This is a genomic window from Pseudomonas sp. LjRoot277, assembly GCF_964253845.1.
GTDB lineage: Bacteria > Pseudomonadota > Gammaproteobacteria > Pseudomonadales > Pseudomonadaceae > Aquipseudomonas.
The window spans coordinates 3993258-4015183 of sequence record NZ_CAXURI020000001.1 but is presented as its reverse complement, the minus strand read 5'-3'; the positions used below and the strand labels follow the sequence as shown (position 1 = coordinate 4015183).

Annotated in this window: 18 protein-coding genes and 2 pseudogenes; 11 read left to right on the top strand and 9 right to left on the bottom strand. The window is 58.7% G+C overall.

Annotation, left to right across the window (positions count from 1 at the left end; genetic code table 11):
• Positions 1-50 precede the first annotated feature (50 nt).
• Both ACSQ87_RS18835 and speF read right to left on the bottom strand, forming a co-directional pair.
• Positions 51-1727, bottom strand: coding sequence for an MFS transporter (locus ACSQ87_RS18835; protein WP_223432269.1), 1677 nt, complete (start codon positions 1725-1727; stop codon positions 51-53).
• Between the two features lie 226 nt (positions 1728-1953).
• Positions 1954-4137: an ornithine decarboxylase SpeF gene (gene speF, locus ACSQ87_RS18830; RefSeq protein WP_436274073.1), complete on the bottom strand. Its 2184-nt coding sequence runs from the start codon at positions 4135-4137 to the stop codon at positions 1954-1956.
• 452 nt (positions 4138-4589) lie between these two features.
• Here speF and ACSQ87_RS18825 point away from each other — a divergent pair, with 452 nt between their 5' ends.
• Positions 4590-5378 (top strand): DeoR/GlpR family DNA-binding transcription regulator, encoded by a 789-nt coding sequence (locus ACSQ87_RS18825; RefSeq protein ID WP_436274072.1) that lies wholly within the window; start codon positions 4590-4592, stop codon positions 5376-5378.
• Positions 5379-5391: 13 nt separating this feature from the next.
• Here the strand turns inward: ACSQ87_RS18825 and moaD are convergent, their stop codons facing one another.
• From moaD to ACSQ87_RS18805, 4 genes and pseudogenes are all read right to left on the bottom strand, one after another.
• On the bottom strand, positions 5392-5643 hold the full coding sequence (gene moaD, locus ACSQ87_RS18820) for a molybdopterin converting factor subunit 1 (protein WP_436274071.1): 252 nt from the start codon (positions 5641-5643) through the stop codon (positions 5392-5394).
• Positions 5640-5965: pseudogene (locus ACSQ87_RS18815) on the bottom strand (cyclic pyranopterin monophosphate synthase MoaC). The gene moaD and the pseudogene ACSQ87_RS18815 overlap by 4 nt, the downstream one beginning before the upstream one ends.
• 37 nt (positions 5966-6002) lie before the next feature.
• The gene (fdhD, locus tag ACSQ87_RS18810) at positions 6003-6830 is read right to left on the bottom strand and encodes a formate dehydrogenase accessory sulfurtransferase FdhD (protein ID WP_436274070.1); all 828 of its coding nucleotides are present in this window, start codon (positions 6828-6830) and stop codon (positions 6003-6005) included.
• A gap of 136 nt (positions 6831-6966) precedes the next feature.
• Positions 6967-7857, bottom strand: a complete 891-nt coding sequence (locus tag ACSQ87_RS18805) for a LysR family transcriptional regulator (RefSeq protein ID WP_436274069.1) — start codon at positions 7855-7857, stop codon at positions 6967-6969.
• Positions 7858-8151: 294 nt separating this feature from the next.
• Between ACSQ87_RS18805 and moaB the strand changes: the two genes are divergently transcribed.
• Complete coding sequence (gene moaB, locus ACSQ87_RS18800; RefSeq protein WP_436274068.1) at positions 8152-8691, top strand: molybdenum cofactor biosynthesis protein B; 540 nt, start codon at positions 8152-8154, stop codon at positions 8689-8691.
• Positions 8688-9893, top strand: a complete 1206-nt coding sequence (locus tag ACSQ87_RS18795) for a molybdopterin molybdotransferase MoeA (protein ID WP_436274067.1) — start codon at positions 8688-8690, stop codon at positions 9891-9893. The genes moaB and ACSQ87_RS18795 overlap by 4 nt, the downstream gene beginning before the upstream one ends.
• A 201-nt stretch (positions 9894-10094) precedes the next feature.
• Here ACSQ87_RS18795 and ACSQ87_RS18790 read toward each other — a convergent pair whose 3' ends face one another.
• A complete protein-coding gene (locus ACSQ87_RS18790; protein ID WP_436274066.1) occupies positions 10095-10994 on the bottom strand; it encodes a bestrophin family protein in 900 nt (299 codons plus the stop codon).
• A gap of 5 nt (positions 10995-10999) precedes the next feature.
• Positions 11000-11998, bottom strand: coding sequence for a GTP 3',8-cyclase MoaA (moaA, locus tag ACSQ87_RS18785; RefSeq protein ID WP_436274065.1), 999 nt, complete (start codon positions 11996-11998; stop codon positions 11000-11002).
• 331 nt (positions 11999-12329) lie between these two features.
• Here moaA and ACSQ87_RS18780 point away from each other — a divergent pair, with 331 nt between their 5' ends.
• The 4 genes from ACSQ87_RS18780 to ACSQ87_RS18765 all read left to right on the top strand — a co-directional run bounded on the left by ACSQ87_RS18780 (position 12330) and on the right by ACSQ87_RS18765 (position 17387).
• Positions 12330-14654, top strand: coding sequence for an FdhF/YdeP family oxidoreductase (locus ACSQ87_RS18780; protein ID WP_436274064.1), 2325 nt, complete (start codon positions 12330-12332; stop codon positions 14652-14654).
• 135 nt (positions 14655-14789) lie between these two features.
• The gene (locus ACSQ87_RS18775; RefSeq protein WP_436274063.1) at positions 14790-16211 is read left to right on the top strand and encodes a cytochrome ubiquinol oxidase subunit I; all 1422 of its coding nucleotides are present in this window, start codon (positions 14790-14792) and stop codon (positions 16209-16211) included.
• A 17-nt stretch (positions 16212-16228) separates the two neighbouring features.
• Entirely contained in the window at positions 16229-17245 is a 1017-nt protein-coding gene (gene cydB, locus ACSQ87_RS18770) for a cytochrome d ubiquinol oxidase subunit II (RefSeq protein WP_436274062.1), read from the top strand.
• Entirely contained in the window at positions 17232-17387 is a 156-nt protein-coding gene (locus tag ACSQ87_RS18765) for a DUF2474 domain-containing protein (RefSeq protein WP_150657429.1), read from the top strand. The genes cydB and ACSQ87_RS18765 overlap by 14 nt, the downstream gene beginning before the upstream one ends.
• Before the next feature lie 70 nt (positions 17388-17457).
• Here ACSQ87_RS18765 and ACSQ87_RS18760 read toward each other — a convergent pair whose 3' ends face one another.
• Positions 17458-18309: a CAP domain-containing protein gene (locus ACSQ87_RS18760; protein ID WP_436274061.1), complete on the bottom strand. Its 852-nt coding sequence runs from the start codon at positions 18307-18309 to the stop codon at positions 17458-17460.
• Positions 18310-18484: 175 nt separating this feature from the next.
• Here ACSQ87_RS18760 and ACSQ87_RS18755 point away from each other — a divergent pair, with 175 nt between their 5' ends.
• The 4 genes and pseudogenes from ACSQ87_RS18755 (at position 18485) to ACSQ87_RS18740 (ending at position 21914) form a co-directional block, all read left to right on the top strand.
• A complete protein-coding gene (locus tag ACSQ87_RS18755; RefSeq protein ID WP_436274060.1) occupies positions 18485-19105 on the top strand; it encodes a cell wall hydrolase in 621 nt (206 codons plus the stop codon).
• A gap of 177 nt (positions 19106-19282) precedes the next feature.
• Positions 19283-20185, top strand: a complete 903-nt coding sequence (locus ACSQ87_RS18750) for a universal stress protein (RefSeq protein WP_436274059.1) — start codon at positions 19283-19285, stop codon at positions 20183-20185.
• A gap of 5 nt (positions 20186-20190) precedes the next feature.
• Positions 20191-20349 (top strand): annotated as a pseudogene (locus ACSQ87_RS18745) (PLP-dependent aminotransferase family protein); the annotation flags it as partial.
• 17 nt (positions 20350-20366) lie between these two features.
• Positions 20367-21914 carry a phospholipase D family protein gene (locus tag ACSQ87_RS18740; RefSeq protein WP_436274058.1) on the top strand — a complete coding sequence of 516 codons (1548 nt, stop codon included), beginning with the start codon at positions 20367-20369 and terminating at the stop codon, positions 21912-21914.
• The last annotated feature ends 12 nt before the right edge of the window (positions 21915-21926 follow it).

Here is a 21926-nt window from a genome sequence, read left to right as displayed (position 1 = left end):
CTGCGTTGGCGCTTTGCCCTCTCCCACACGGGAGAGGGCAGGTGACAACCTTAGGTGTGATGAATTTCCCGATCCTTGGTTTCCGGCAGGAAGAACGTGCCAAGAATGGCCGTCATCACAGCGATGACAATCGGGTACCACAGCCCATAGTAGATATCACCCGTGGCCGCCACCATGGCGAACGCCACCGTGGGCAGAAAGCCGCCGAACCATCCGTTGCCGATGTGGTAGGGCAGTGACATCGAGGTGTAGCGGATGCGCGCCGGGAACAGTTCCACCAGCCAGGCGGCGATCGGGCCGTAGACCATGGTCACGTAGATCACCAGGATGGTCAGGAGCAGCAGCACCATTGGGTAGTTGGTCTTGGCCGGGTCGGCCTTCTCGGGGTAGCCGGCGTCCTTGAGCGCGGTGCCAAGCGTGGCGGCGAAGGCGTCGTTCTTGGCCTTGAAGTCGGCGCCCGGCATGCCGGTGCCCTCGAAGCTCTGGATCACCTTGTCGCCGATGCGCACCTGCGCGACGGTGCCCGGTTCGGCTTTCTCGTTCTTGTAGGGAATGGCCTTCTTCGCCAGCACGGTCTTGGCGAGGTCGCAGGAGCTGGTGAATTTGGCCTTGCCCACCGGGTCGAACTGGAATGAGCACTGGCCGGGATCGGCGACCACCGTGACCGGGTTCTTCTCCTGCGCGATGAACACGTCGGGGTTACCGTATTGGGTCAACGCATGGAAGATCGGGAAGTAGGTCACTGCCGCCAGGATGCAGCCGGCCATGATGATGCCCTTGCGGCCGATGCGATCGGACAGGCTGCCGAATATGACGAAGAACGGCGTGCCGATCAGCAGGGAGCCGGCAATCAGCAGGTTGGCGGTTTGCGGGTCGATCTTCAGCGTCTGCAGCAGGAAGAACAGCGCATAGAACTGCCCGGTGTACCAGACGACGGCCTGGCCGGCAGTGCCGCCGAGCAGGGCCATGATCACGATCTTGAGGTTGTCCCAGCGGGCGAAAGATTCGGTCAGCGGCGCCTTGGAGGACTTGCCTTCGGCTTTCATCTTCAAGAACACCGGCGACTCGCTGAGTTGCAAGCGGATGTACACCGAGACGATCAGCAGCAGGATCGACAGCAGGAACGGAATCCGCCAGCCCCAGGCTTCGAACGCTTCGGTGCCGAGTGCCGTGCGGCAAGCGAGGATCACCAGCAGCGAAAGGAACAGCCCAAGGGTCGCGGTGGTTTGAATCCACGAGGTGAAGTAGCCGCGTTTGCCTTTCGGCGCATGCTCGGCGACATAGGTCGCCGCGCCGCCGTACTCACCGCCCAGGGCCAGGCCTTGCAACAGGCGCAAGGAGATCAGGATGATCGGCGCCGCCACGCCGATGGTCGCGTAGCCGGGCAAAAAGCCCACCACGGCCGTGGAGATACCCATGATCACGATGGTGATGAGGAAGGTGTGTTTGCGCCCGATCATGTCGCCCAGTCGACCGAATACGATGGCGCCGAAGGGGCGTACCGCGAAGCCCGCGGCGAACGCGAGCAGCGCGAAGATGAAGGAGGTTGTCTCATTGACGCCGGCGAAGAAGTGCTTCGCAATAATTGCGGCGAGAGAGCCGTAAAGGTAGAAGTCGTACCACTCGAACACGGTGCCCAGGGACGAGGCGAAAATGACCTTGCGCTCCTCCTTGGTGATCCCGTGGTGGGGCGCGCTGCTCGTGGAAGTGTTGTCGATTGCGGCCATGAGTCTTCTCCGTCGTTCTTGTTATAGGCCGGAGTACCTCGTTACTTTTTTGCCGCACCCAGGCCCTGGGGCTGATGTCGTCGGATTACGGATTGCGCGAAGCATGCACACAGGCTGACGGCCTCGCATCGCTGCAAGGTTTCCTGAAGCATAATCGGCTTCGCGCAGATATCCACTCGCCATCACGCTCAACCCCGGGCTGACACACCGCTGGAGGTGTGAAGACTCACGTCTTGATCACGTACCCATAGGCTCGAATGCGATCACCTTCCTGTTTCAAGTACACGCCCTGCAGTTCCGGCGTGAAGCCGGGCAGTGAGTTGATACCTTCCTCCAGCGCCAGGAAGTACTTGAGCACCGCACCGCCCCATATTTCCCCGGGCACCACGCAGAGTACGCCGGGTGGATAGGGAAGGGCACCTTCGGCAGCGATGCGACCCTCCGCGTCTGCCAGCGCCACCAGTTCGACGTTGCCACGGATGAATTCGAACTGTGCTGCTTGCGGGTTCATCGCCTTTTTCGGGAAGTGTTCCTTGCGGAACATTGCCTTCTGCAATTGCTGGACGTTGTGGGTGCGGTAGAGGTCGTGCATCTCCTGGCAGAGTTGGCGAATGGTGTAGTTGCGATAGCGCTCCTGATGCTTCGCATAGATGGCCGGCAACACCCGGCTCATTGGCGCGTCATCACTGATAAAGCGTTCAAAGCGCGCGATCTGTGCGGCGAGGTGAGTCATCTTCGCCCAGTCTTCAGCCGGGGTGAGCAGGAACAGAATCGAGTTCAGGTCGCACTTTTCCGGAACGATGCCATTCTCGCGCAGGAAGTTGGCGAGGATGCCGGCATGGATACCGAAGTCGGTGTAACTGCCATCGATCGGGTCGATGCCGGGTGTTGTGAACAGCAACTTGCAGGGGTCGATGAAGTATTGCTTGTCGGCGTAACCGCCAAAGGCATGCCAGCGATCCTTCGGATGGAATTCGAAAAACCGGATGTCGTTGGCGATGTTTTCGGTCGGATGGTCCTGCCAGGGGCGCCCGTCAATGGTGTCCGGCACGAAGGGGCGAACCAGGGTGCACGCTTCCAGAATCAACTTGCGCGCCTCGATGCCGAACTTCACACAGTCTTCCCACAGGCGCAGGCCACTGCGGCCGGAATGGATGCGCGCGTTCACATCCAGTGAGGCGAACAGCGGGTAAAACGGGCTGGTAGAGGCTTGGGCCATGAAAGCGTTGTTTAGCTGCGCATGGTTGCAATAACGGGCCTGGCCCTTGATATGGCGATCTTTTTTGTGGATCTGCGACGCCTGGGAAAACCCCGCCTGCTGTTTGTGCACCGATTGAGTGACAAAGATGCCGGGATCGTTTTCATGCAGATCCAGCAGCAGCGGCGAGCAATCCTTCATCATCGGGATGAACTGTTCGTAGCCCACCCACGCCGAGTCAAACAGGATGTAGTCGCACAGTTTGCCGATGCGATCGACGACTTGCCTGGCGTTGTAGATGGTGCCGTCATAGGTGCCCAGCTGAATGATCGCCAGGCGAAACGGCCGTGGCAGCTCGGCCTTGTCCGGTGCAACTTCACGGATGAGTTCGCGCAGGTAATCTTCTTCGAAACAATGCGCGTCAATCCCGCCGATGAACCCATAAGGGTTGCGCGCGGTTTCCAGGTAAACCGGGGTCGCGCCTGCCTGGATCAATGCACCCTGGTGATTGGATTTGTGGTTGTTGCGGTCGAACAGCACCAGGTCGCCAGGCGTGAGCAGCGCATTGGTGACCACCTTGTTGGAGGCCGATGTGCCATTGAGCACGAAGTAGGTCTTGTCGGCGTTGAACACCTGCGCCGCGTGCTTTTGCGCCAGAAGTGCCGGGCCTTCATGGATCAGCAGATCGCCAAGTTTTACGTCGGCGTTGCACATATCGGCGCGAAACAGGGTCTCGCCGAAGAAGTCGAAAAACTGCCGGCCAGCCGGGTGTTTGCGGAAAAACTGGCCGCCCTGGTGACCCGGGCAGGCGAACGTCGCGTTGGCTGATTCGGTGTAGTGCTTTAGCGCGTCGAAGAAGGGCGGCAGGAGACTTTCTTCATAGGCTTTTGCCGCCGTCTCCAATTGGTTGCCATGGTATTCGGCGTTGTTGCGCGAGGGGTCAAAAATGCCATTCACCTGAAGCAGAACATCTTGCAGGTGCTTGTAAACCTCCCGGGCGCGGTTGCCGGAACCGGGGGAGGCGACGAGAAAAATGGGGATATCGAAACCGGTACGTTGCAGGACGCCCAAGGCGTCTCCCAGCACATCCTCCACAGAGAACACCGCAACCGCGACGTCGGTGTAGTCGGTTTGATTGAGCGGAATCACTTCCCGGGAGGTTTGGAAACAATCGAACGCGGAATCACTGGCGGCAATTTTCAGGGTTTTCATGCGAGGAATCTCCTAGCGGACAGTCACTTGTCGGCTTTTTTCAAGAGATCAATTTAGCGAGGGAGACTTCAAGGTTCCCTGATCCAAATCATGTAGACATTGGTTATAGACCATGTTTGGCAAGGCTTATGGCTTTTCTTCCGGCGTTCCCCAAGCACCGCGGCGCTCGACCCCTCTGATTCGCTAACCCCTTGGTTTCCGCTGATCAGGCGTGACCCAACGCAATCGCGAACGAGACCACGATCATGCAGGCAAAGGCAAAATTTAGATTCATGAAGTTTTCATCCAAAACATGTGTGATGGCGCCATCTTGAATAGGTCACAAACAAATAAAAAATTCGGCTTAATGATTTGAATCATCGAAACAATTGATAGCCGACTGGTTTGTGTTTATCCCGCGCTTTGGCTAGTCTCGCACAAACACGCAATTACGCGCAAAAACGGGCGAAAGCATGCACGACTCACACTCAGCCGCCGAGCTCCCTCATCTGCGCCGGCAAAAAATCCTGTTGATTCTCGAACGTGATGGCAAGGTCATGGCTAGTGAGCTTAGCCAGCATTTCGTGGTGTCCGAAGATACTATTCGCCGTGACTTGGCGGAGCTGGCCACCGCAGGGCTGGTGCAGCGGGTGCACGGCGGGGCACTGCCGCGGCCCAAGGATACCGGCAAGGATTATTTCACCCGCGTCAGCGAAACCGATGAGGTGAAAATACACTTGGCGCAACTGGCCGCACGCCAGGTACACAACGGCCAGATTGTGATTTTCGATTCGGGGAGCACGACGCTGCAGATCGCCCGTTCTCTACCGTCGGACATTGCCATTACGGCCGTCACCGCGTCCCCGATGATCGCGATCACCCTGGCCGAATACAAAGGCATCACGGTGATTCTGGCCGGTGGGCAACTCAACCCCGCGACCCTGTCGGCCAGCGGACATGAAACGTTGCGGCTGATCGAGGGCATCAAGGCTGATTTGCTGTTCACCGGTGTCTGCGCGATTCACCCGGAAGTCGGCATCAGCTCCCTGCATTTCGACGAGGTGCCGGTCAAACAGGCGATGCTCGCCAGCGCTTCCCATGTCGTTGCCGTTACCACCGCCGACAAACTGGGGGCGGTAGAGCCGTTTGTTGTTGCGCCGTGCCAGCGCATTCACACCCTGATCACCGAGCGCCACGTGGCGTCGGGCAATGTCGAGGACTATCAAAAACTCGGGATTGAGGTGGTGCAGGTGGAGGCGTGAAGCGCGTCATGCTTCAGCCCCCGGTCACCGGCGGAAAAAAGGCGATCTCGTCAAAGTCCTCGATTGCCTGATCCGGGTGGCACAGCTCCTGGTTCAGGGCGCACATCAGGTTGCTTTCACCCAGCACCTCTGCCCAGACACCGCCGCGCGCGATCAGCAGTTGGCGGACGTCGTCGATGCTTTTGAGGGTGGCGGCCAATGGCAGCTTTTCACCGTCAAGGTTCAGCTGCTCGCGATAACGAGCGAAGTAACTGATCAGAATCATTGTGCGTCCTCCCACTGGAATTTCCCCGAACGGCCACCGTGTTTGCTGAGCAGACGGATTTCGCCAATGACCATGCCGCGATCCACCGCTTTGCACATGTGGCCGCCATGATGCCGGCGATCCGGGCGACGGCAAACACATCGCCTTTCGGGTGGCCGTCGTTCTGAATCAGCTTCAAAGTCTCGGGGCGCATACGCACCCAGGCGTGTGCCTGGGCTTCACGCAGGGTCGAAGTTTTTTCACTCACATCGACCATGTTCGCGCGGCCCTGGCTGTCGAGGTGGGTCAAGCGGTTGGATGGGGTATTCGCGTTTTCTGTCATGTCTAACTCCTGCGCTCACAAGAGAGCGCTAATCCCGTTAAACCGGGCTGTAAATGCGTGGCGCGTTTCGATGGGGGACGTGGATCAGGTTCAGGCGATGTTTGAGGGCCCACTGCACGGTCAGCGCGGTGGGCGCCGACAAGCTGACCAGCGTGCCAAGCTTCGCCCTGACGGCTTTGTGAATGAGTTCCAGGCTGCAGCGGCTGGTCACCACCGTGAAGCCGCTGCGCGTATTGATGCCGGCGTGTTGCAGGGCGCCGATCAATTTATCCAGCGCGTTGTGGCGGCCGATGTCTTCGCGGCACACTAGCGCCGCGCCATGCGCATCGAAGTACAGCGCCGCATGCAGGGCACCGCTGCTGCGGGCCATTTGCTGAGCCTGTTCGATGCGATCGCGGATGCCGTGCAAGTGCTCCGCCGGTGGCAGCGCGGCAGGGTGCAGAATCTCCAGTTGAGGCAGCGCCTGCTCCAGCGCTTCCACGCCGCACAAGCCGCAACCGCTGGTGCCCGCCATTTGCCGGCGATGATTTTTCAGTGCCCAGAAAGCGCGACTGGAAATCTGCACATCTGCCTGACAGGCCTGGTCGAAATGCGAGAGACGGACATCGTAGATTTCGCTGAGGTCTTCGACGATGTCGTTGCTGACGCTGAACCCGCGAATGAAGTCCTCGAGGTTTCCGGGCGACACCATCATCACGGCCTGGCTCAAACCGTTGTAAGTGATCGCCAGGGCAATCTCGGAGGCCAGCGCCGCTTGAGCGACTGACGCGTTCGAATCGTATTCTTTATAAGTGACGTGCAAAGGCTTTGGCGCAGGTGCGTTTGCGTCGGTTAGTTCACGTGTTTGTTCAACTTGGCACGCCATGATAAATCCCCGCAGCACTGGACTAAGTTCAGGCTACGGATATTCAACGAGTGCGTCTAATCGCTTGTTCCGATTCGGTGATTGGTTGTGTCGATCATCAAGTCCGATATGAGTTATTAGTTGTGAATAATCAGTATTAACTTTTTGGACTGAAAAGCAGTTTGGCTTCAGCAAAACATTTCTCGGCAATGGCCGATCGAGGCTCGGTTTTGCGCATGACGAGGCCCAGGGGCGCAAGCACACTGGCATCCGGCAGGTTGATGAACCCCAGATGCTCGATGGGCTCTTCCAGACCGCTGTCCAACGGCATGATGGCGCAGCAGAAGCCTTCGTGAATCGCCTGGAGCAACTGGTAGGTCGAATCGCTTTCCAGTATCGGCTGCGGGTTGAGCCCACGGCTGCGGAAACTCAGATCGATGGATTTTCGATAGTGCATGCCGTTGCTGATCATCCCCAGGGGCAGTTCGGCGGCGTCTTCCCAGCTCATTTCAGTGCCTTCGAAATGGAAGTGACGCGTGTCGTACAGCAGGCCGACGCGGGTCTCGCCGATTTCGAAAGACTCGAAATAATTCGGATTGACGTGATCCAGGTAGCACACGCCCAGGTCCAGTTGATTGTTGCCAAGACCTTCGATGATCTCGTCTGAACTGAGGGAGCACAGGCTGAATTTCAGCTCGGGAAAGCTGCGGTTAAGGCCCTGAATGTAGCTGACGGGATTGAAGCTGCTCAGCGGCACCAGGCCCAGACGCAAGTTGCCGACCAACTGGCCACGGCACGCGGCGGCTTCAGCGAAGAGCCCGTCGTGGGCGGCCAGCAATGTCTTGGCCCATGCCAGCACACGCTCACCGGCCTGGGTAAAACCCTCGAAGCGTTGGCCCCGGGTGACCAGCACCAGGTCCAGTTCATCCTCCAGGTTGCGCAAGCGCATGGACAGGGTTGGCTGAGTGATGTGGCAGCGCGCGGCGGCCTGCCCGAAGTGTCGGGTCTGCTCCAGGGCAATCAGGAACTTGAGTTGTTTGATGTCCATGATGGCACCTGCTGACGGAGGAATGAGAGGTAAGTATTGACTCAGGTGCCGTAGACACAAGGCTGGGCTGATGGCGTTAGGCGCAGACGATCTCACTGTCCTTGTCATGCGTCCAATCAGCAGTATTTAAGGGGTTATCGATGGGCTCTATCAGCGGCGGGTTATTTACACTTGATACACACTATTTATCGATAGAGGCGCTCGATAGTCTGGTTGGTTAGAGTGATTAGACAGTCAGCGTTTAAGCGCTTTAGTCTCTGAAAGTTATTTAACTTATATCGGTCGGAGAATGACATGAGCGTGAAATCGGATGCATTGTTTATACCGTTGAATATTGCCGTGCTGACTGTCAGCGATACCCGTGAATATGCCAATGACACGTCCGGGCAATTACTGGTCAGCCGGTTGCTGGAAGCCGGTCATACCCTGAGTGAACGAAACCTGTTGAAGGACGACCTGTACAAAATCCGCGCGCAAGTCGCGCACTGGATTGCCCATGAAGGGATTCAGGTGGTGTTGATTACCGGGGGCACCGGGTTCACCGGCCGCGACAGCACACCTGAGGCGGTGGCCTGCTTGCTGGATAAACAGATTGATGGCTTTGGTGAGTTGTTCCGGGCGATTTCCATCCTCGACATCGGCACGTCCACGGTGCAGAGCCGGGCCTTGGCCGGGCTGGCCAATGGCACGCTGGTGTGCTGCCTGCCAGGGTCCACAGGCGCTTGTCGCACGGCGTGGGAAGGCATTCTTGCCGAGCAACTGGACGCCCGCCACCGTCCGTGTAATTTCGTGCCGCACCTCAAGCCTGTGCAAGCCTGCGGGTCACGGGGATGAATCGGTCAGCGCTGATGCCGGTGGAAGAGGCCATTGCGCGGTTGCTGGAGATGGCTGAGGCACAACGTCTTCAAGACAGCGAGCCCGTGCTTTTGAGCGAAGCTCGGCAACGGGTGCTGGCCAATGATTTGCTGGCGACGATGGACCTGCCGCCCTGGCCGAACAGCGCCATGGATGGTTATGCCCTGAATGTGAACGACTGGCATGGCGAACCACTGACCGTGTCGCAGCAGATTTTTGCCGGCCGCGCCCCCGAAGCGCTACGCCCGGGAACCTGCGTCCGCATCTTCACCGGAGCCCCCGTACCGTCAGGGGCCAACTGCGTGGAGATGCAGGAAAACACCCAGGTGCTGGACGACGGCCGCGTCAGCTTCAAGCAACCGCTGGCGATGGGTGACAATATCCGCCCGCAAGGCCAGGAGAACCGTGCCGGGCAAGTACTGCTGCTGGCCGGCAAGCGATTGGGGCCTTTCGAGTTGGCGGTCGCTGCGGCTCAGGGCTGCACCCATGTGCACGTCGTGCGGCGGCCACGGGTCGCCTTGCTCTCCACGGGTGATGAGCTGGTCGATCCAGGAACGCCGCTCAAACCCGGCAGTATCTACAACAGCAACCGCACCTTGTTGAGCCATTGGCTGAGTGCATTGGGTTGCGAGGTCATCGATGCCGGCATTCTTCCTGACGATGCCCGGCAGACGCGTCTCAAGCTCGAACAGTTGCAGCACGCGGCGGACTTGATTCTGACCACGGGCGGGGTGTCCGCCGGTGACGCCGATTGCCTCGGGCAGGTGCTGCGTGAGTGCGGTAAGCCGCTGCTCTGGAAGCTGTCGATCAAACCGGGCAAGCCGTTGACCGTGGGCCATTTTGGCACCGTGCCCGTCATCGGACTGCCCGGTAACCCGACGTCGACGCTGGTGACGTTTGGCCTGTTGGCGCGACCTTATGTGTTGCGGATTCAGGGTGTCGAAGACGTCACGCCATTGAGCTTCCCGATCAGCGTCGGCTTTGCCTGGCCCAAACCGGGCAGCCGCCGGGAGTACCTCAGAGCCCGTTTGGAGGCGGGTCGAGCGGTGCTTTATCCGAACCAGAGTTCCGGCGTGTTGCTGGGCGCCTCATGGGCGGATGGGCTGGTGGAAATTCCAGAGGGCTGCACGCTGGAAGTCGGCGACACGGCGCGGTTTATTCCCTTCAGCGAATTGTTCTAAAACACGTAACGCACTCTGTAGCAGCTGGCGAAGCCTGCGTTCGGCTGCGAAGCAGTCGTGAAATCAGGCAATGCGGTCCTTCAGGGCTACCTCATTCTCAGGTTTTACGACTGCTTCGCAGCCGAACGCAGGCTTCGCCAGCTGCTACAAGGTGTGTGTTGCCGGGGAAATTACTTCACTGGCGGGCATTAACGAAACCCATCAACTAAGCACATAGTCCACCGGCTCCAGCTGCGGTGGCAGTTGCGTCACGCCAAGCGCCGCCAGCACATCCCGTTCGACGCTGCGCACCAATGCATCGGTGGGCAGGTCGTTTTCATCGCGCCCGAACGGGTCTTCCAATTCATCGCCAATCGCATCCAGACCGAAAAAGGTATAGCTGACAATGGCGGTGAAAATCGGTGTCAGCCAGCCCAGCGGCTCGGCCATCGCGAAGGGCAGCAAAATGCAGAACAGGTAGATGGTCCGGTGCAGCAGCAAGGTGTAGGGAAAGGGCAGCGGTGTGTGTTTGATCCGTTCACAGACCGCTTGCACCTGGGTCAGGCGGGTCAAATGGTTGGCCATGAGCGTATAGCGCCATTCATTGACCGCGCCTGACTCGGCGAGCGCCGAACACTGTTGACCGACCTGCAGCAGAATCTGCCCGCTGAAGTCCGCAGCGTTGTCCTTGGGTATCGGGTTCAGCCATTCACCACTGGCCGCCAGTTCGTTTTCTTTGCGCAGTTTTGCATTGAGCGCATGGGCGAAGCCGCAGAGGTTGCTGAGGATATTGTGTCGCTCGTTCGCGTCCTTGATGACCTGGGTTTCGCGCACCATCGAGCGAATGTCCACCAGCATGTCGCCCCAGGCTTTGCGCGCTTCGTACCAGCGGTCGTAGCAAGCGTTGTTGCGAAAGCTCATGAAGATCGACAACGACAAACCGAGCAGGGTGAAAGGCGTTGCACTGACCTTGGAAAAATAGCTCGGGTGCAGTGTTTCGATGAGTACGATGGCCGAAGCGAGCAGCGTTACCAAAAGGCTGCGCCAGGCAATTCGTTTGGCGATCGAGCCCTTGAGTGAAGTCAGGACGCCGATCAGATTGGGTTTGGGTCTAACGATCATGGTGTTCAGCCGCCCGTCATGTTCATGAAGCGAACCACCTGGACATCGTCGTTCACTTCGAAATTGTGCCGATAGGGTTTGAGTTTCATCGCCTCGATGATGGCTTTTTCCAGGCGCTCGGGATGGCCGGGGTGGCTGCGCAATACGGCCTTGAGATCGACGGAGTGCTCATTGCCCAGACACAGCAACAGACGACCTTCCACCGTCAACCGAACCCGATTGCAGGTGCCGCAAAAGTTGTGGCTGTGGGGCGAAATGAACCCCAGACGAATCTGCGGTGCCTCGGTCAGGCGCCAGTAGCGCGAAGGGCCTTGAGTCGACTCGGCGGACTCGATCAACGTGTAGCGCTCGGCGATCCGTTCACGTACCTGGTGGCTTGCGTAAAACGACTCCGCGCGGCTGTGTTCATGGATGGTGCCCAGCGGCATTTCTTCGATGAAAGAAATGTCGAGATTTCGGTCGATGGCAAAGCTCACAAGGTCGTTGATCTCGTGGTCGTTACGGCCCTTCATCACCACGCAATTGAGTTTTGTGTGGCGAAATCCCGCGGCGTTGGCCGCGTCGATGCCTTTGATGACCTGCGCCAGATCACCGGTGCGCGTCAGTTCACGAAAGCGTTGCGGGTCCAGGCTGTCGAGGCTGATGTTGAGCCGTTTGACCCCGGCCTCGAACAAGGGCGCTGCAAGCTTGCCCAACTGCGAGCCATTGGTGGTCATGCACAGTTCACGCAGGCCTGGCAGGGCGGCGATCTTTTCGCACAGTTGCACCACGCCCGGACGAATCAGCGGTTCGCCACCCGTGAGGCGGATCTTGCGAGTGCCCAACGCCACGAAGCTCTCGGCCAGTTGGTAGATTTCTTCCAGGGTCAGTACCCGTTGGCGTGGCAGAAACTGCATGTCTTCAGCCATGCAATACACGCAACGGAAATCGCAGCGGTCGGTGACAGACATCCGCAGATAGTCCACACGCCTGGAGAACCCATCGATCAAGACTCGCTCTGACATGACATCCTCGCCTGCATCCGTGAAATGAGTATTCCGCTATTAACGGAGTTGTTGAGCGCAGGCTAAGAGCAACTAGAGGGGGCGTCCAATCACTATTAATGACCGGCTGATCGACGGAATCGATGATGGGTTTATTTAAGCGATGAAAGTTGTTTTATGTACGCTCAACATGCTGATTTGTATATAAAAAAACTCATGATAGATGTCCTCGATAATGCAGTCGTAAATAGCGATTAGACAATATTTAATCCCCGTTCATATTCTTTCTCCGTCAATCGAACAAAGACCTGAATCAGGTCGAAGCCTGTGTGCATTGTCACGGAGAATTACCATGTCTCAAGTCGACCGTTACAAACCCTACAAAGGCGCCGCCGCCGGTTGGGGCGCGTTGATCAGTGTCACCAAGAACTGGTTAAGCAGTGAAAATGCCCTGAAAAACATTCGCGCCATGCTCAAGACCAACCAGAACGGTGGCTTTGACTGCCCGGGTTGCGCGTGGGGCGAGTCGCCGGAAAGCGGCATGGTCAAGTTCTGTGAAAACGGCGCCAAGGCTGTTAACTGGGAAGCGACCGGTCGCTTGGTCAACCCGGCCTTTTTCGCCAAGTACAGCGTCTCGACGCTGTCCGAACAGAGCGACTATTGGCTCGAGTATCAGGGGCGACTGAGCCATCCGATGCGCTATGACGCCGCCACCGATCATTACGTGGAAACCACCTGGGACGAAGCGTTCGCCCTGATCGCCCGGCACCTCAATGCGCTGGAATCGCCGGACCAGGCCGAGTTCTACACCTCGGGCCGGGCCAGTAACGAGGCGGCATTTCTCTACCAATTGTTCGTACGGGCCTACGGCACCAACAACTTCCCGGACTGTTCCAACATGTGCCACGAAGCCAGTGCCGTCAGCATGGTTGAAAGCCTGGGCGTGGGCAAAGGCACCGTGGTGTTTGACGATCTGGAGCATGCCGACGCGATCTTTGTCATCGGCCAGAACCCCGGCACCAATCACCCGCGGATGCTTGAACCGCTGCGCGAGGCGGTCAAGCGCGGGGCACAGGTGATCTGCATCAACCCGCTCAAAGAGCGCGGGCTGGAGCGTTTCCAGCATCCACAGCACCCGATCGAGATGTTGCTGAACGGTTCCGAGCCGACCAACACCGCCTACTTCCGTCCGGCGCTGGGCGGGGACATGGCGGTCATGCGTGGCATGGTCAAGTTCCTCTTGCAGTGGGAGCGCGAAGCACAGGTCAGTGGTGGCGAGCCGGTATTCGACCATGCCTTCATCGCCGAACACACCTCGGGAATGGACGCCTACCTGGCCGAAGTCGACGCGACCACGTGGGCGCACATTGAGCAGCAATCCGGCATGACCCTGACCGACATCGAACTGGCCGCGCGCATGTATGCCAAAGCCAAGCGCGTGATCATGTGCTGGGCGATGGGCCTGACTCAACACACGCACTCGGTGCCGATGCTGCAGGAAGTCATCAACCTGATGTTGCTGCGCGGTAATGTCGGTCGTCCCGGCGCCGGCCTGTCGCCGGTTCGCGGTCACAGCAACGTGCAAGGCGACCGCACCATGGGCATCAACGAACTGGCACCGGTCGAATTGCTGGATGCGCTGGAAAAACGCTTTTCGTTCAAACCACCGCGCGAGCATGGCCACAACACCGTCATGGCGATCGGCGCGATGGAGCAGGGGCTTTCAAAAGTGTTCATCGCCCTGGGCGGCAACTTCGCTCAGGCCACCCCTGACACGCCGCGCACCCATGCGGCCTTGCGCAAATGCGACCTCACGGTGCACATCGCCACCAAACTCAACCGCAGCCATCTGGTCACCGGGCGTGAAGCGCTGATCTTGCCGTGCCTGGGCCGCACCGACATCGACGTGCAAGCCGAGGGGCCGCAAGGCGTCACCGTGGAAGACACCTTCAGCATGATCCACATCTCCCATGGTCAGTTGAAACCCAAATCGGTGCACCTGCGTTCGGAGCCAGCGATTGTTGCCGGGATCGCCGCCGCCACGCTGGGCAAGCATCCGATCGACTGGAACTGGGCCATCGGTGACTACGGCCGCATCCGCAACATGATTGCCGACACCATTCCCGGCTTCGAAGACTTCAATCAACGACTGCTGCACCCGGGCGGTTTCCATATGCCGAACGACGCGTCGAATCGCCTCTGGAAAACCGCGACCGGCAAAGCCCGATTCATCCCGAGCGTGTTGCCGGAACATCTGATCAGCGAAGGTGTGCGCAATCTGAAAGTGAAGCCGCATCTGATCTTGCAGACCATGCGCTCCCACGATCAGTACAACACCACGCTGTACGGTCTGGACGATCGCTATCGCGGGGTTTACGGCATGCGCGATGTGGTGTTTGCCAACGAGCAAGACATTCGCCGACTCGGTTTCGAACCGGGGCAGAAAGTCGATCTGGTGGCGCTCTGGGACGATGACCGCGAGCGTCGGGTCAGCGGTTTCACTCTGATCGCTTACGACATTCCGGCCGGTCAGGCGGCCGCGTACTACCCGGAGACCAATCCGCTGGTGCCGCTGGAAAGTTACGGTGACCGTACGTACACCCCGACTTCCAAGTTCGTCGCCATCCGGCTCGAGCAAGCGGGCGCGAGTAACGTGATTACGTCTTCCGTCGCGTAGTTCAAACGGGGCGGCGATCCACGCCGCTCCGGTTTCACTGAAAACCTTTCGACATGTGTTGGCTGCTGGCCTTACGGCCTGACGGTGGCCCGACCGTGTGACGCATTTTTTTCAGCATCGATGAGGATATTCATCATGTTTAACCTGGAGGCACTGGACCTGGCGCGAATTCAATTCGCGTTCACGGTTTCGTTCCACATCATCTTTCCCGCCATCACCATCGGCCTGGCCAGTTTTCTGGGCGTGCTTGAAGGGCTTTGGCTCAAGACTCACAACGACACCTACCGTGATCTCTACCATTTCTGGTCGAAGATTTTTGCGGTCAACTTCGGCATGGGCGTGGTCTCGGGGCTGGTCATGGCCTACGAGTTCGGCACCAACTGGAGCCGCTTCTCGGACTTTGCCGGGAGCATCACCGGTCCGTTGCTGACTTATGAAGTGCTCACGGCGTTCTTCCTTGAGGCCGGCTTCCTCGGCGTCATGTTGTTTGGCTGGAACCGGGTAGGGCGCGGCTTGCACTTCTTCTCGACGGTCATGGTGGCGATCGGTACATTGATTTCGACGTTCTGGATTCTCGCGTCCAACAGCTGGATGCAGACGCCTCAGGGTTTCGAGATTGTCGACGGTCGGATCATGCCGCTGGATTGGCTGGCGATTGTGTTTAACCCTTCGTTCCCGTTCCGCTTGGCGCACATGGCGATTGCAGCCTTCGTGGCGACGGCGTTCTATGTCGGCTCGTCGGCGGCGTGGCATCTTCTGCGCGGCAATGACACCAAACAAGTGCGCAAGATGCTGTCGATGGCGCTGTGGATGGCGTTGATCGTCTGCCCGATTCAGGCGGTGGTGGGTGACGCTCACGGGTTGAATACCCTGGAGCACCAACCGGCAAAAATCGCCGCCATCGAAGGGCATTGGGAAAACAACAATGACGAACCGACGCCGCTGGTGCTGTTCGGCATCCCCGACATGCAGGCCGAGAAAACCCGTTACGCCCTGGAGATTCCGTACCTAGGCAGCCTGATTCTGACCCACAGCCTGGACAAACAAATCCCTGCGCTCAAAAGCTTCCCGAAAGAGGATCGGCCCAACGCGACGATTATCTTCTGGAGTTTCCGCGTCATGGCCGGCCTGGGCATGTTGATGATTCTTGCCGGCGCGCTGGGCCTGCTGTTGCGCCGCAGCGGTGGCATTTATCGCAATCGCTGGTTCCTGCGCTTCGTGCTGTGGATGGGGCCAAGCGGTCTGATCGCCATGCTGGCCGGCTGGATCACCACGGAAGTGGGGCGCCAACCCTGGGTGGTGTATGGCCTGATGAGAACCGCCGATGCCGCGTCTCATCACACCGCCATGCAGCTGAGCATTTCGTTGGCGCTGTTTGTGTTGATCTACTTCTCGGTGTTCACGGTGGGGATCGGCTACATGATGAAACTGGTGCGCAAAGGGCCGCAACCGCATCACCAGCATGCGGTTGGGGACACTTCCGGTCAGGTGGTCACGCCGCGCAGGCCGCTGTCCGCCGACGCCGAAAACCTCGCAACCGACGCCCGCGTCAATTGAAGAAGGGGAGTTGAGTCATGGGTATTCAAGGTATCGATTTATCATTGATCTGGGGCGTGATCATCGCCTTCGGGGTGATGATGTACGTGATCATGGACGGGTTCGATCTGGGGTTGGGCATCCTGTTTCCATTGATCCCGGATGCACGGGAACGCGATGTCATGATGAACACCGTCGCACCGGTCTGGGACGGCAACGAGACCTGGCTGGTGCTGGGTGGCGCGGCGCTGTATGGCGCCTTCCCGCTGGCGTATTCGGTGATTCTGGAAGCGTTATACCTGCCGCTGATCCTGATGTTGTGCGGGTTGATTTTTCGCGGCGTGGCATTTGAGTTTCGCTTCAAGGCCAGCCCTGAAAAACGCCATATCTGGGACCTCGCGTTTATCGGCGGTTCGCTGTTGGCGACGTTCTCCCAAGGTGTGGTCATCGGCACTTACATTGCCGGCATCCCGGTGGTTGATCGGCAGTTCGCCGGCGGCACGCTGGACTGGCTGGCACCGTTTCCGTTGTTCTGCGGTTTTGGTCTGGTCGTCGCTTACGCACTGCTGGGCAGTACCTGGTTGCTGGTCAAGACCGAGGGCATGCTGGAATCGCGGATGCGCCTGTTCACCCGACCTCTGGCCTGGCTGTTGTTGGCTGTGATCGGAGTGATCTGCGTCTGGACGCCGGTGCTGCACCCGGAGATTGCAACGCGCTGGTTTGCCCATGCGCACCTGGCGGTGTTCGGTGCGTTGGCGGTATTGGCTTTGCTGGCGATGTTCGGGCTGCTCAGAACCTTGCGTCAACGCCACACCCATTGGCCGTTCGCCTTTACCCTGATGCTGGTGTTTTTGGGTTACATCGGCCTGGTGTTCAGCATCTGGCCGAACATCGTGCCGCCATCGATCAGCCTGTGGGCCGCAGCATCGCCACCCTCCAGCCAACTGTTCATTTTGATCGGGGCCTTGTTCATTCTCCCGATCATCCTGATGTACACCTGCTGGAGCTACTATGTGTTCCGCGGCAAAGTGAGGATCGGTGATGGCTACCATTAAATCGCGTCAACCTGAACCCGCGCGCTGGTACCGGCGCCTTGGGTGGCTTGTGTTGATCTGGCTGGGCAGTGTGCTGGCGTTGGGTGTCGTGGCGGGGGCATTGCGATTGTTGATGCATGCGGCCGGGATGAGTACCCACTGACGATCGCTGCAAAAAGAAACCCGGAGCCCCATGACAGGGCTCCGGGTTTTTTCTATCGGGCGTCCCGAACTTACGGCGCCCCGAACATCGCCGTCCAGTAAATCCCCGGATCACTCTTCGGATCAACCGCATAGGCCGCGCCCAACTCCCGGTACTGTGGGTTCATCAGGTTCGCGCAGTGGCCGGCGCTGGACACCCAGCCTTCGACCACTTTGCGCACGGTGTCTTGGCCGGCAGCGATGTTCTCGCCGACCTGCCCGCCGCTGTAGCCTGCCAGCTCAGCCCGATCACCCGGCATGCGGCCATCGCGGTCCTTGTGATCGAAGTAATTGTTGTTGGCCATTGACCGGGCGTGCTCCTCGGCCGCCGTCGCCAGCGGGGCGTTCCAGGCCAGTGGCGTGGTGGCGGCAAAGGATTGCGTGCCGCACTGGCGCGGCTGGCTGCGTACGATGTTGAGCTCGGCCAGCAGCTTCTGGCCTTCCGCCTGCCAGTCGCCCAGGCGACCGCTCAACAGTGGACGCGCCAGCACGATGCGCCACTCGCGGTCCTGGTGGCTGACGCCGACATCGACGAATTGCGGGTCCAGCACGATCTGGCAAAAACTTTCCTGAATGGCTTTCATCGCCGACGGCGCATCGCGGGGCCCGGACAGGCTGATCGCCTGTACATTCTTCATCGGATAACCCGCGCTGGCCATTGCCTGCTGCAGATTGCCGACACTGTTGGCGTTCAACGCCAGCCGTGGGTCGCCGGCCAGCGGTGGCAGTTCCTGCGACACCTGACCCGCGCAGCGCTGCACCTGACTGCGGTAGAGGTTGATCGAATCAATCAGTTGTTTCTCGTCGGCCGCCAATGTATTCACGGCGAACAACATCCCCAGTGACAACGTGGCAAGACGCATAGCAGATGATTTGACGCGCATGGAAATCCCCTTGAGCTGACTGCGCCCATGATGCGCGATTTCACCCCCGCGAGCGCAATGACTTTTCACGCCCCAAGACTGTTTTTTTGTCCGTCTGTTGGAATGAATTCTGACAACTACAATCAAGCAAAGTCGCCAGTGTGGCGTGCTTCCGGTTCCGTCCGAAGGGTCGATCATGCGAGTTGTCTGGATAGCCACCTGCTTGGCAATAACCCTTCTCGCCGGCCAGGCTATCGCGTCTGAACAGGAACAAAAAAAGGAAGTGGCTGAGGACAAGGCCGAGGTCCTTGAGCAGAAAGCCGCGGAGAAGGGCACCGACGTACCGGTGCCCAGGTCCGAAGCCATCACCACCTCCGAAGTTCAGGCAGTCGATCCCGCCGGAGCGTCGCCGCTGGACGATGCAATCACCTGCCTGGCCCGCTCCATCTATTGGGAATCCAAAGGCAAATCGTCCGCCGACATGGAAGCCGTCGCCAGCGTCGTCATGAACCGCCTGGGCCATGAGGGCTTTCCGGACACGGTATGCGCCGTGGTCAAGCAGGGTTCTGAAACCAAAAATTGTCAGTTTTCGTGGTGGTGTGACGGACGCTCGGATCGGGTCCAGGAAGAAACCCAATACGCGATTGCCAAGGAAATCGCGCGCAAGGCGCTTAATAAGCAACTGAAGGACCGAACCCACGGCGCGATGTACTTCCACGACCGGAAGGTGAAACCCGCTTGGGCGAGGAAATACATCAAGACCACCGAGACCTCGATGTTTCTTTTTTATAAGCCGCGTGGTGGGTCGGCGAAGTAGGGATGTTCGCATGAGCGAGGTCCACGCCATCCTCAAAGCCTATGGCTTCAAACTCGGGAATCCAGGCGTATATTGATAGTGTCGATCCAGATAGTTGAGGCGATAGTCAATCGTCGGTGGTGTGACAGGCGAGAGCGCTGGGGGAGCTAGATATCCCGGAACGTTTGGAGGTGTTACATGAGCCAATATCAACGACTCTTTCTGATAGCCGGTCCAGGCATGCGTCATACCCCGGCGTTGGAGCGAGCTGTCGCCATTGCCGAAGCCACTGGCGCAGCGCTGCACATCACGGTGTTTATCGAAGACTCCAACCTCTTGGGTTTGAAGAGCGCTGGTGCACGTTTTCGTGAGGCCTGTCAGCAGGAGAACGAAAAATGGTTGAAGGATGAGGCCGATCTAATACGCGCGCGCGGGGTCATGCTGAGTACCGAAGTGCTTGTTACGCGAACCGCGCTGCAAGAAATACTTCGGCATGTGGCAGAAATGCAGCCGGATCTGGTTATCAAGGACGTGCAACACGAGTCAGCGCTCAAACGCGTTTTCATTACGCCTCTGGATTGGCACCTGTTGCGCGAATGTCCGGTGGCGGTGCATCTGGTCAGCGAAGTCAGGTGTCCACTTCCGCGGGTGGTAGTGGCGGCAGTCGACCCGTCACAACCTGAGACTCAGATCACCGGCATCAACGACCGCATCATCCAGGCGGCGAACGGATTGTCCATGCAATGCAGCGCGGAACTGCATCTGCTGCATGCCTACGATCTATCACGGACACATATATCCGACGCAGGCGCTGGTGCAGTGACGATGCCAGGTTTCAACAGTGAAGTGCGCAAGTCACTGCAAAAGTCATTTATCGCCTTGGCTGACCACTATGGTGTGCCCATTGAGCGACAACACTTCGTTGAAGGGCCACCTGGCAAAGCGCTGGCCGACTTTGCAGCGCATCACCGGGCCGATGTGATCGTCATGGGAAATGCGCATCGCAAGGGACTGGGCAAATGGGTGGGCAGTACGACGGAGCATGTTCTGTATCAAGTGCCCTGCAACATTTTCGCCGTTACGGGGTCTGCGGATCAGTGAATGGAGTGGAACTGCCGGAAAATTTCGACACGCTGCGCTTAAACCGGGCTTTACTGAAATAAGGTGTGCAGATTGCCGTGGGCTGCATTTTCTCGGCATCGGGCAAGTACCGTAACTGTCTGCGAATGAACTTCGCTTCCAGGGCAACACAGGAAATCGATTGAGGACGAGCCCCTTGCCCATGTCCCGGTTCTTCCCCGCCATGTTGCTCGCACTGCTGCTCGCTGGCTGCGCCACCACGCGCTTGCCCCATGACTTCAGCGAGGCAATACCCGCCAGCGATTCGGCTTTCGGGCGCTCGATCCAGGCCCAGGCCGCCCAGCATGAGGGGCGCTCGGGTTTTCGTCTGCTGCCTAACAGCAGTGAAGCGTTCCGGGCGCGCGCCGAGTTGATCCGCAATGCGCAGAAAAGCGTCGATCTGCAGTACTACATCGTGCATAACGGTCTCAGCACCCGGGCACTGGTGCGTGAAATACTGCTGGCAGCCGATCGCGGTGTACGGATACGCATGTTGCTCGATGACACTGCCAGCGACGGCCAGGAAGAAGTAATCGCTACTTTGGCCGTGCACCCGAACATCTATATCCGTGTCTTCAACCCTTTGCATCTGGGGCGCAGCACCATGGTTACCCGAACCATGGGCCGTCTGCTTAATCTTTCCCAACAGCACCGGCGCATGCACAACAAACTGTGGCTGGCCGACAACAGCGCAGCCATCGTCGGCGGACGCAACCTGGGGGATGAGTATTTCGACGCCAAGCCCGATCTCAACTTCACCGACATGGACCTGCTGTGCATCGGCCCGGTCGCCGAGCAGTTGGGCCACAGCTTCGATCAGTACTGGAATAGCGCCCTGAGCCAGCCGATCAGTGACTTCCTGCTCAACAAGCCAACAGCCGAAGACTTGCTCAAGAGCCGCCAACGCCTGGAACAATCGCTCCAGACCACACGTATCGAGAACACAGTCTTGTACGACCACCTCATGACCTACCGGACACAACCGCAACTCGAGAATTGGCGCAAGCAGCTGATCTGGGCCCATAGCAAAGCGATGTGGGACGCCCCGAGCAAGGTACTGGCCGACGACGAACCGGCCCGCGCGCTATTGATGGCCACACAACTGCGGCCTGAGCTCGATAGCGTCAGTAAGGAGCTAATCATGATTTCGGCTTATTTCGTCCCCCAAAAGCCGGGCATGCTCTACCTCCTCGGTCGTGCCGATGCCGGTGTTGATGTGCGCCTGTTGACCAACTCACTGGAAGCCACCGATGTGCCAGCGGTGCATGGCGGCTATGCGCCTTACCGGAAAACCTTGCTCGAACATGGCGTGAAGCTTTATGAACTGCGGCGCCAGCCGGACGATCCCAGTGGCGGTTCTTCTTTTGGCTTCAGTGGTGGCTCGGACTCCAGCTTGCACACCAAGGCCATGATTTTGGACAAGCAGAAGGTGTTCATCGGCTCCTTCAATTTCGACCCGCGCTCAGTGTTTTGGAACACGGAAGTCGGGGTGCTGGTCGACAGCCCTGAATTGGCTGGTTACATGCGTAAGCTGGCGCATGAGGGCATGGCGCCAGCTGTGAGTTACCAGGCCCGCCTGGAAAACGGCGAAGTCGTCTGGATCACCGAAGACGACGGCCGCCTGCATACCTTGCATAAGGAGCCCGGCGGTAAATGGCGCAGCTTCAAGGCCTGGCTCAGCGACAAGATCGGCCTGGAGAAAATGCTCTAGATCGAAGCCGGT

Bases quoted from the DNA above. Each gene is read 5' to 3' on its own strand.
- speF (WP_436274073.1), bottom strand. From the start codon at position 4,137: ATGAAAACCCTGAAAATTGCCGCCAGTGATTCCGCGTTCGATTGTTTC.
- cydB (WP_436274062.1), top strand. From the start codon at position 16,229: ATGGGTATTCAAGGTATCGATTTATCATTGATCTGGGGCGTGATCATC.
- ACSQ87_RS18740 (WP_436274058.1), top strand. From the start codon at position 20,367: ATGTCCCGGTTCTTCCCCGCCATGTTGCTCGCACTGCTGCTCGCTGGC.
- moaD (WP_436274071.1), bottom strand. From the start codon at position 5,643: ATGATTCTGATCAGTTACTTCGCTCGTTATCGCGAGCAGCTGAACCTT.
- ACSQ87_RS18765 (WP_150657429.1), top strand. From the start codon at position 17,232: ATGGCTACCATTAAATCGCGTCAACCTGAACCCGCGCGCTGGTACCGG.
- ACSQ87_RS18750 (WP_436274059.1), top strand. From the start codon at position 19,283: ATGAGCCAATATCAACGACTCTTTCTGATAGCCGGTCCAGGCATGCGT.
- ACSQ87_RS18790 (WP_436274066.1), bottom strand. From the start codon at position 10,994: ATGATCGTTAGACCCAAACCCAATCTGATCGGCGTCCTGACTTCACTC.
- ACSQ87_RS18755 (WP_436274060.1), top strand. From the start codon at position 18,485: ATGCGAGTTGTCTGGATAGCCACCTGCTTGGCAATAACCCTTCTCGCC.
- ACSQ87_RS18835 (WP_223432269.1), bottom strand. From the start codon at position 1,727: ATGGCCGCAATCGACAACACTTCCACGAGCAGCGCGCCCCACCACGGG.
- ACSQ87_RS18780 (WP_436274064.1), top strand. From the start codon at position 12,330: ATGTCTCAAGTCGACCGTTACAAACCCTACAAAGGCGCCGCCGCCGGT.
- ACSQ87_RS18775 (WP_436274063.1), top strand. From the start codon at position 14,790: ATGTTTAACCTGGAGGCACTGGACCTGGCGCGAATTCAATTCGCGTTC.
- ACSQ87_RS18805 (WP_436274069.1), bottom strand. From the start codon at position 7,857: ATGGACATCAAACAACTCAAGTTCCTGATTGCCCTGGAGCAGACCCGA.
- ACSQ87_RS18825 (WP_436274072.1), top strand. From the start codon at position 4,590: ATGCACGACTCACACTCAGCCGCCGAGCTCCCTCATCTGCGCCGGCAA.
- moaB (WP_436274068.1), top strand. From the start codon at position 8,152: ATGAGCGTGAAATCGGATGCATTGTTTATACCGTTGAATATTGCCGTG.
- fdhD (WP_436274070.1), bottom strand. From the start codon at position 6,830: ATGGCGTGCCAAGTTGAACAAACACGTGAACTAACCGACGCAAACGCA.
- ACSQ87_RS18760 (WP_436274061.1), bottom strand. From the start codon at position 18,309: ATGCGCGTCAAATCATCTGCTATGCGTCTTGCCACGTTGTCACTGGGG.
- moaA (WP_436274065.1), bottom strand. From the start codon at position 11,998: ATGTCAGAGCGAGTCTTGATCGATGGGTTCTCCAGGCGTGTGGACTAT.
- ACSQ87_RS18795 (WP_436274067.1), top strand. From the start codon at position 8,688: ATGAATCGGTCAGCGCTGATGCCGGTGGAAGAGGCCATTGCGCGGTTG.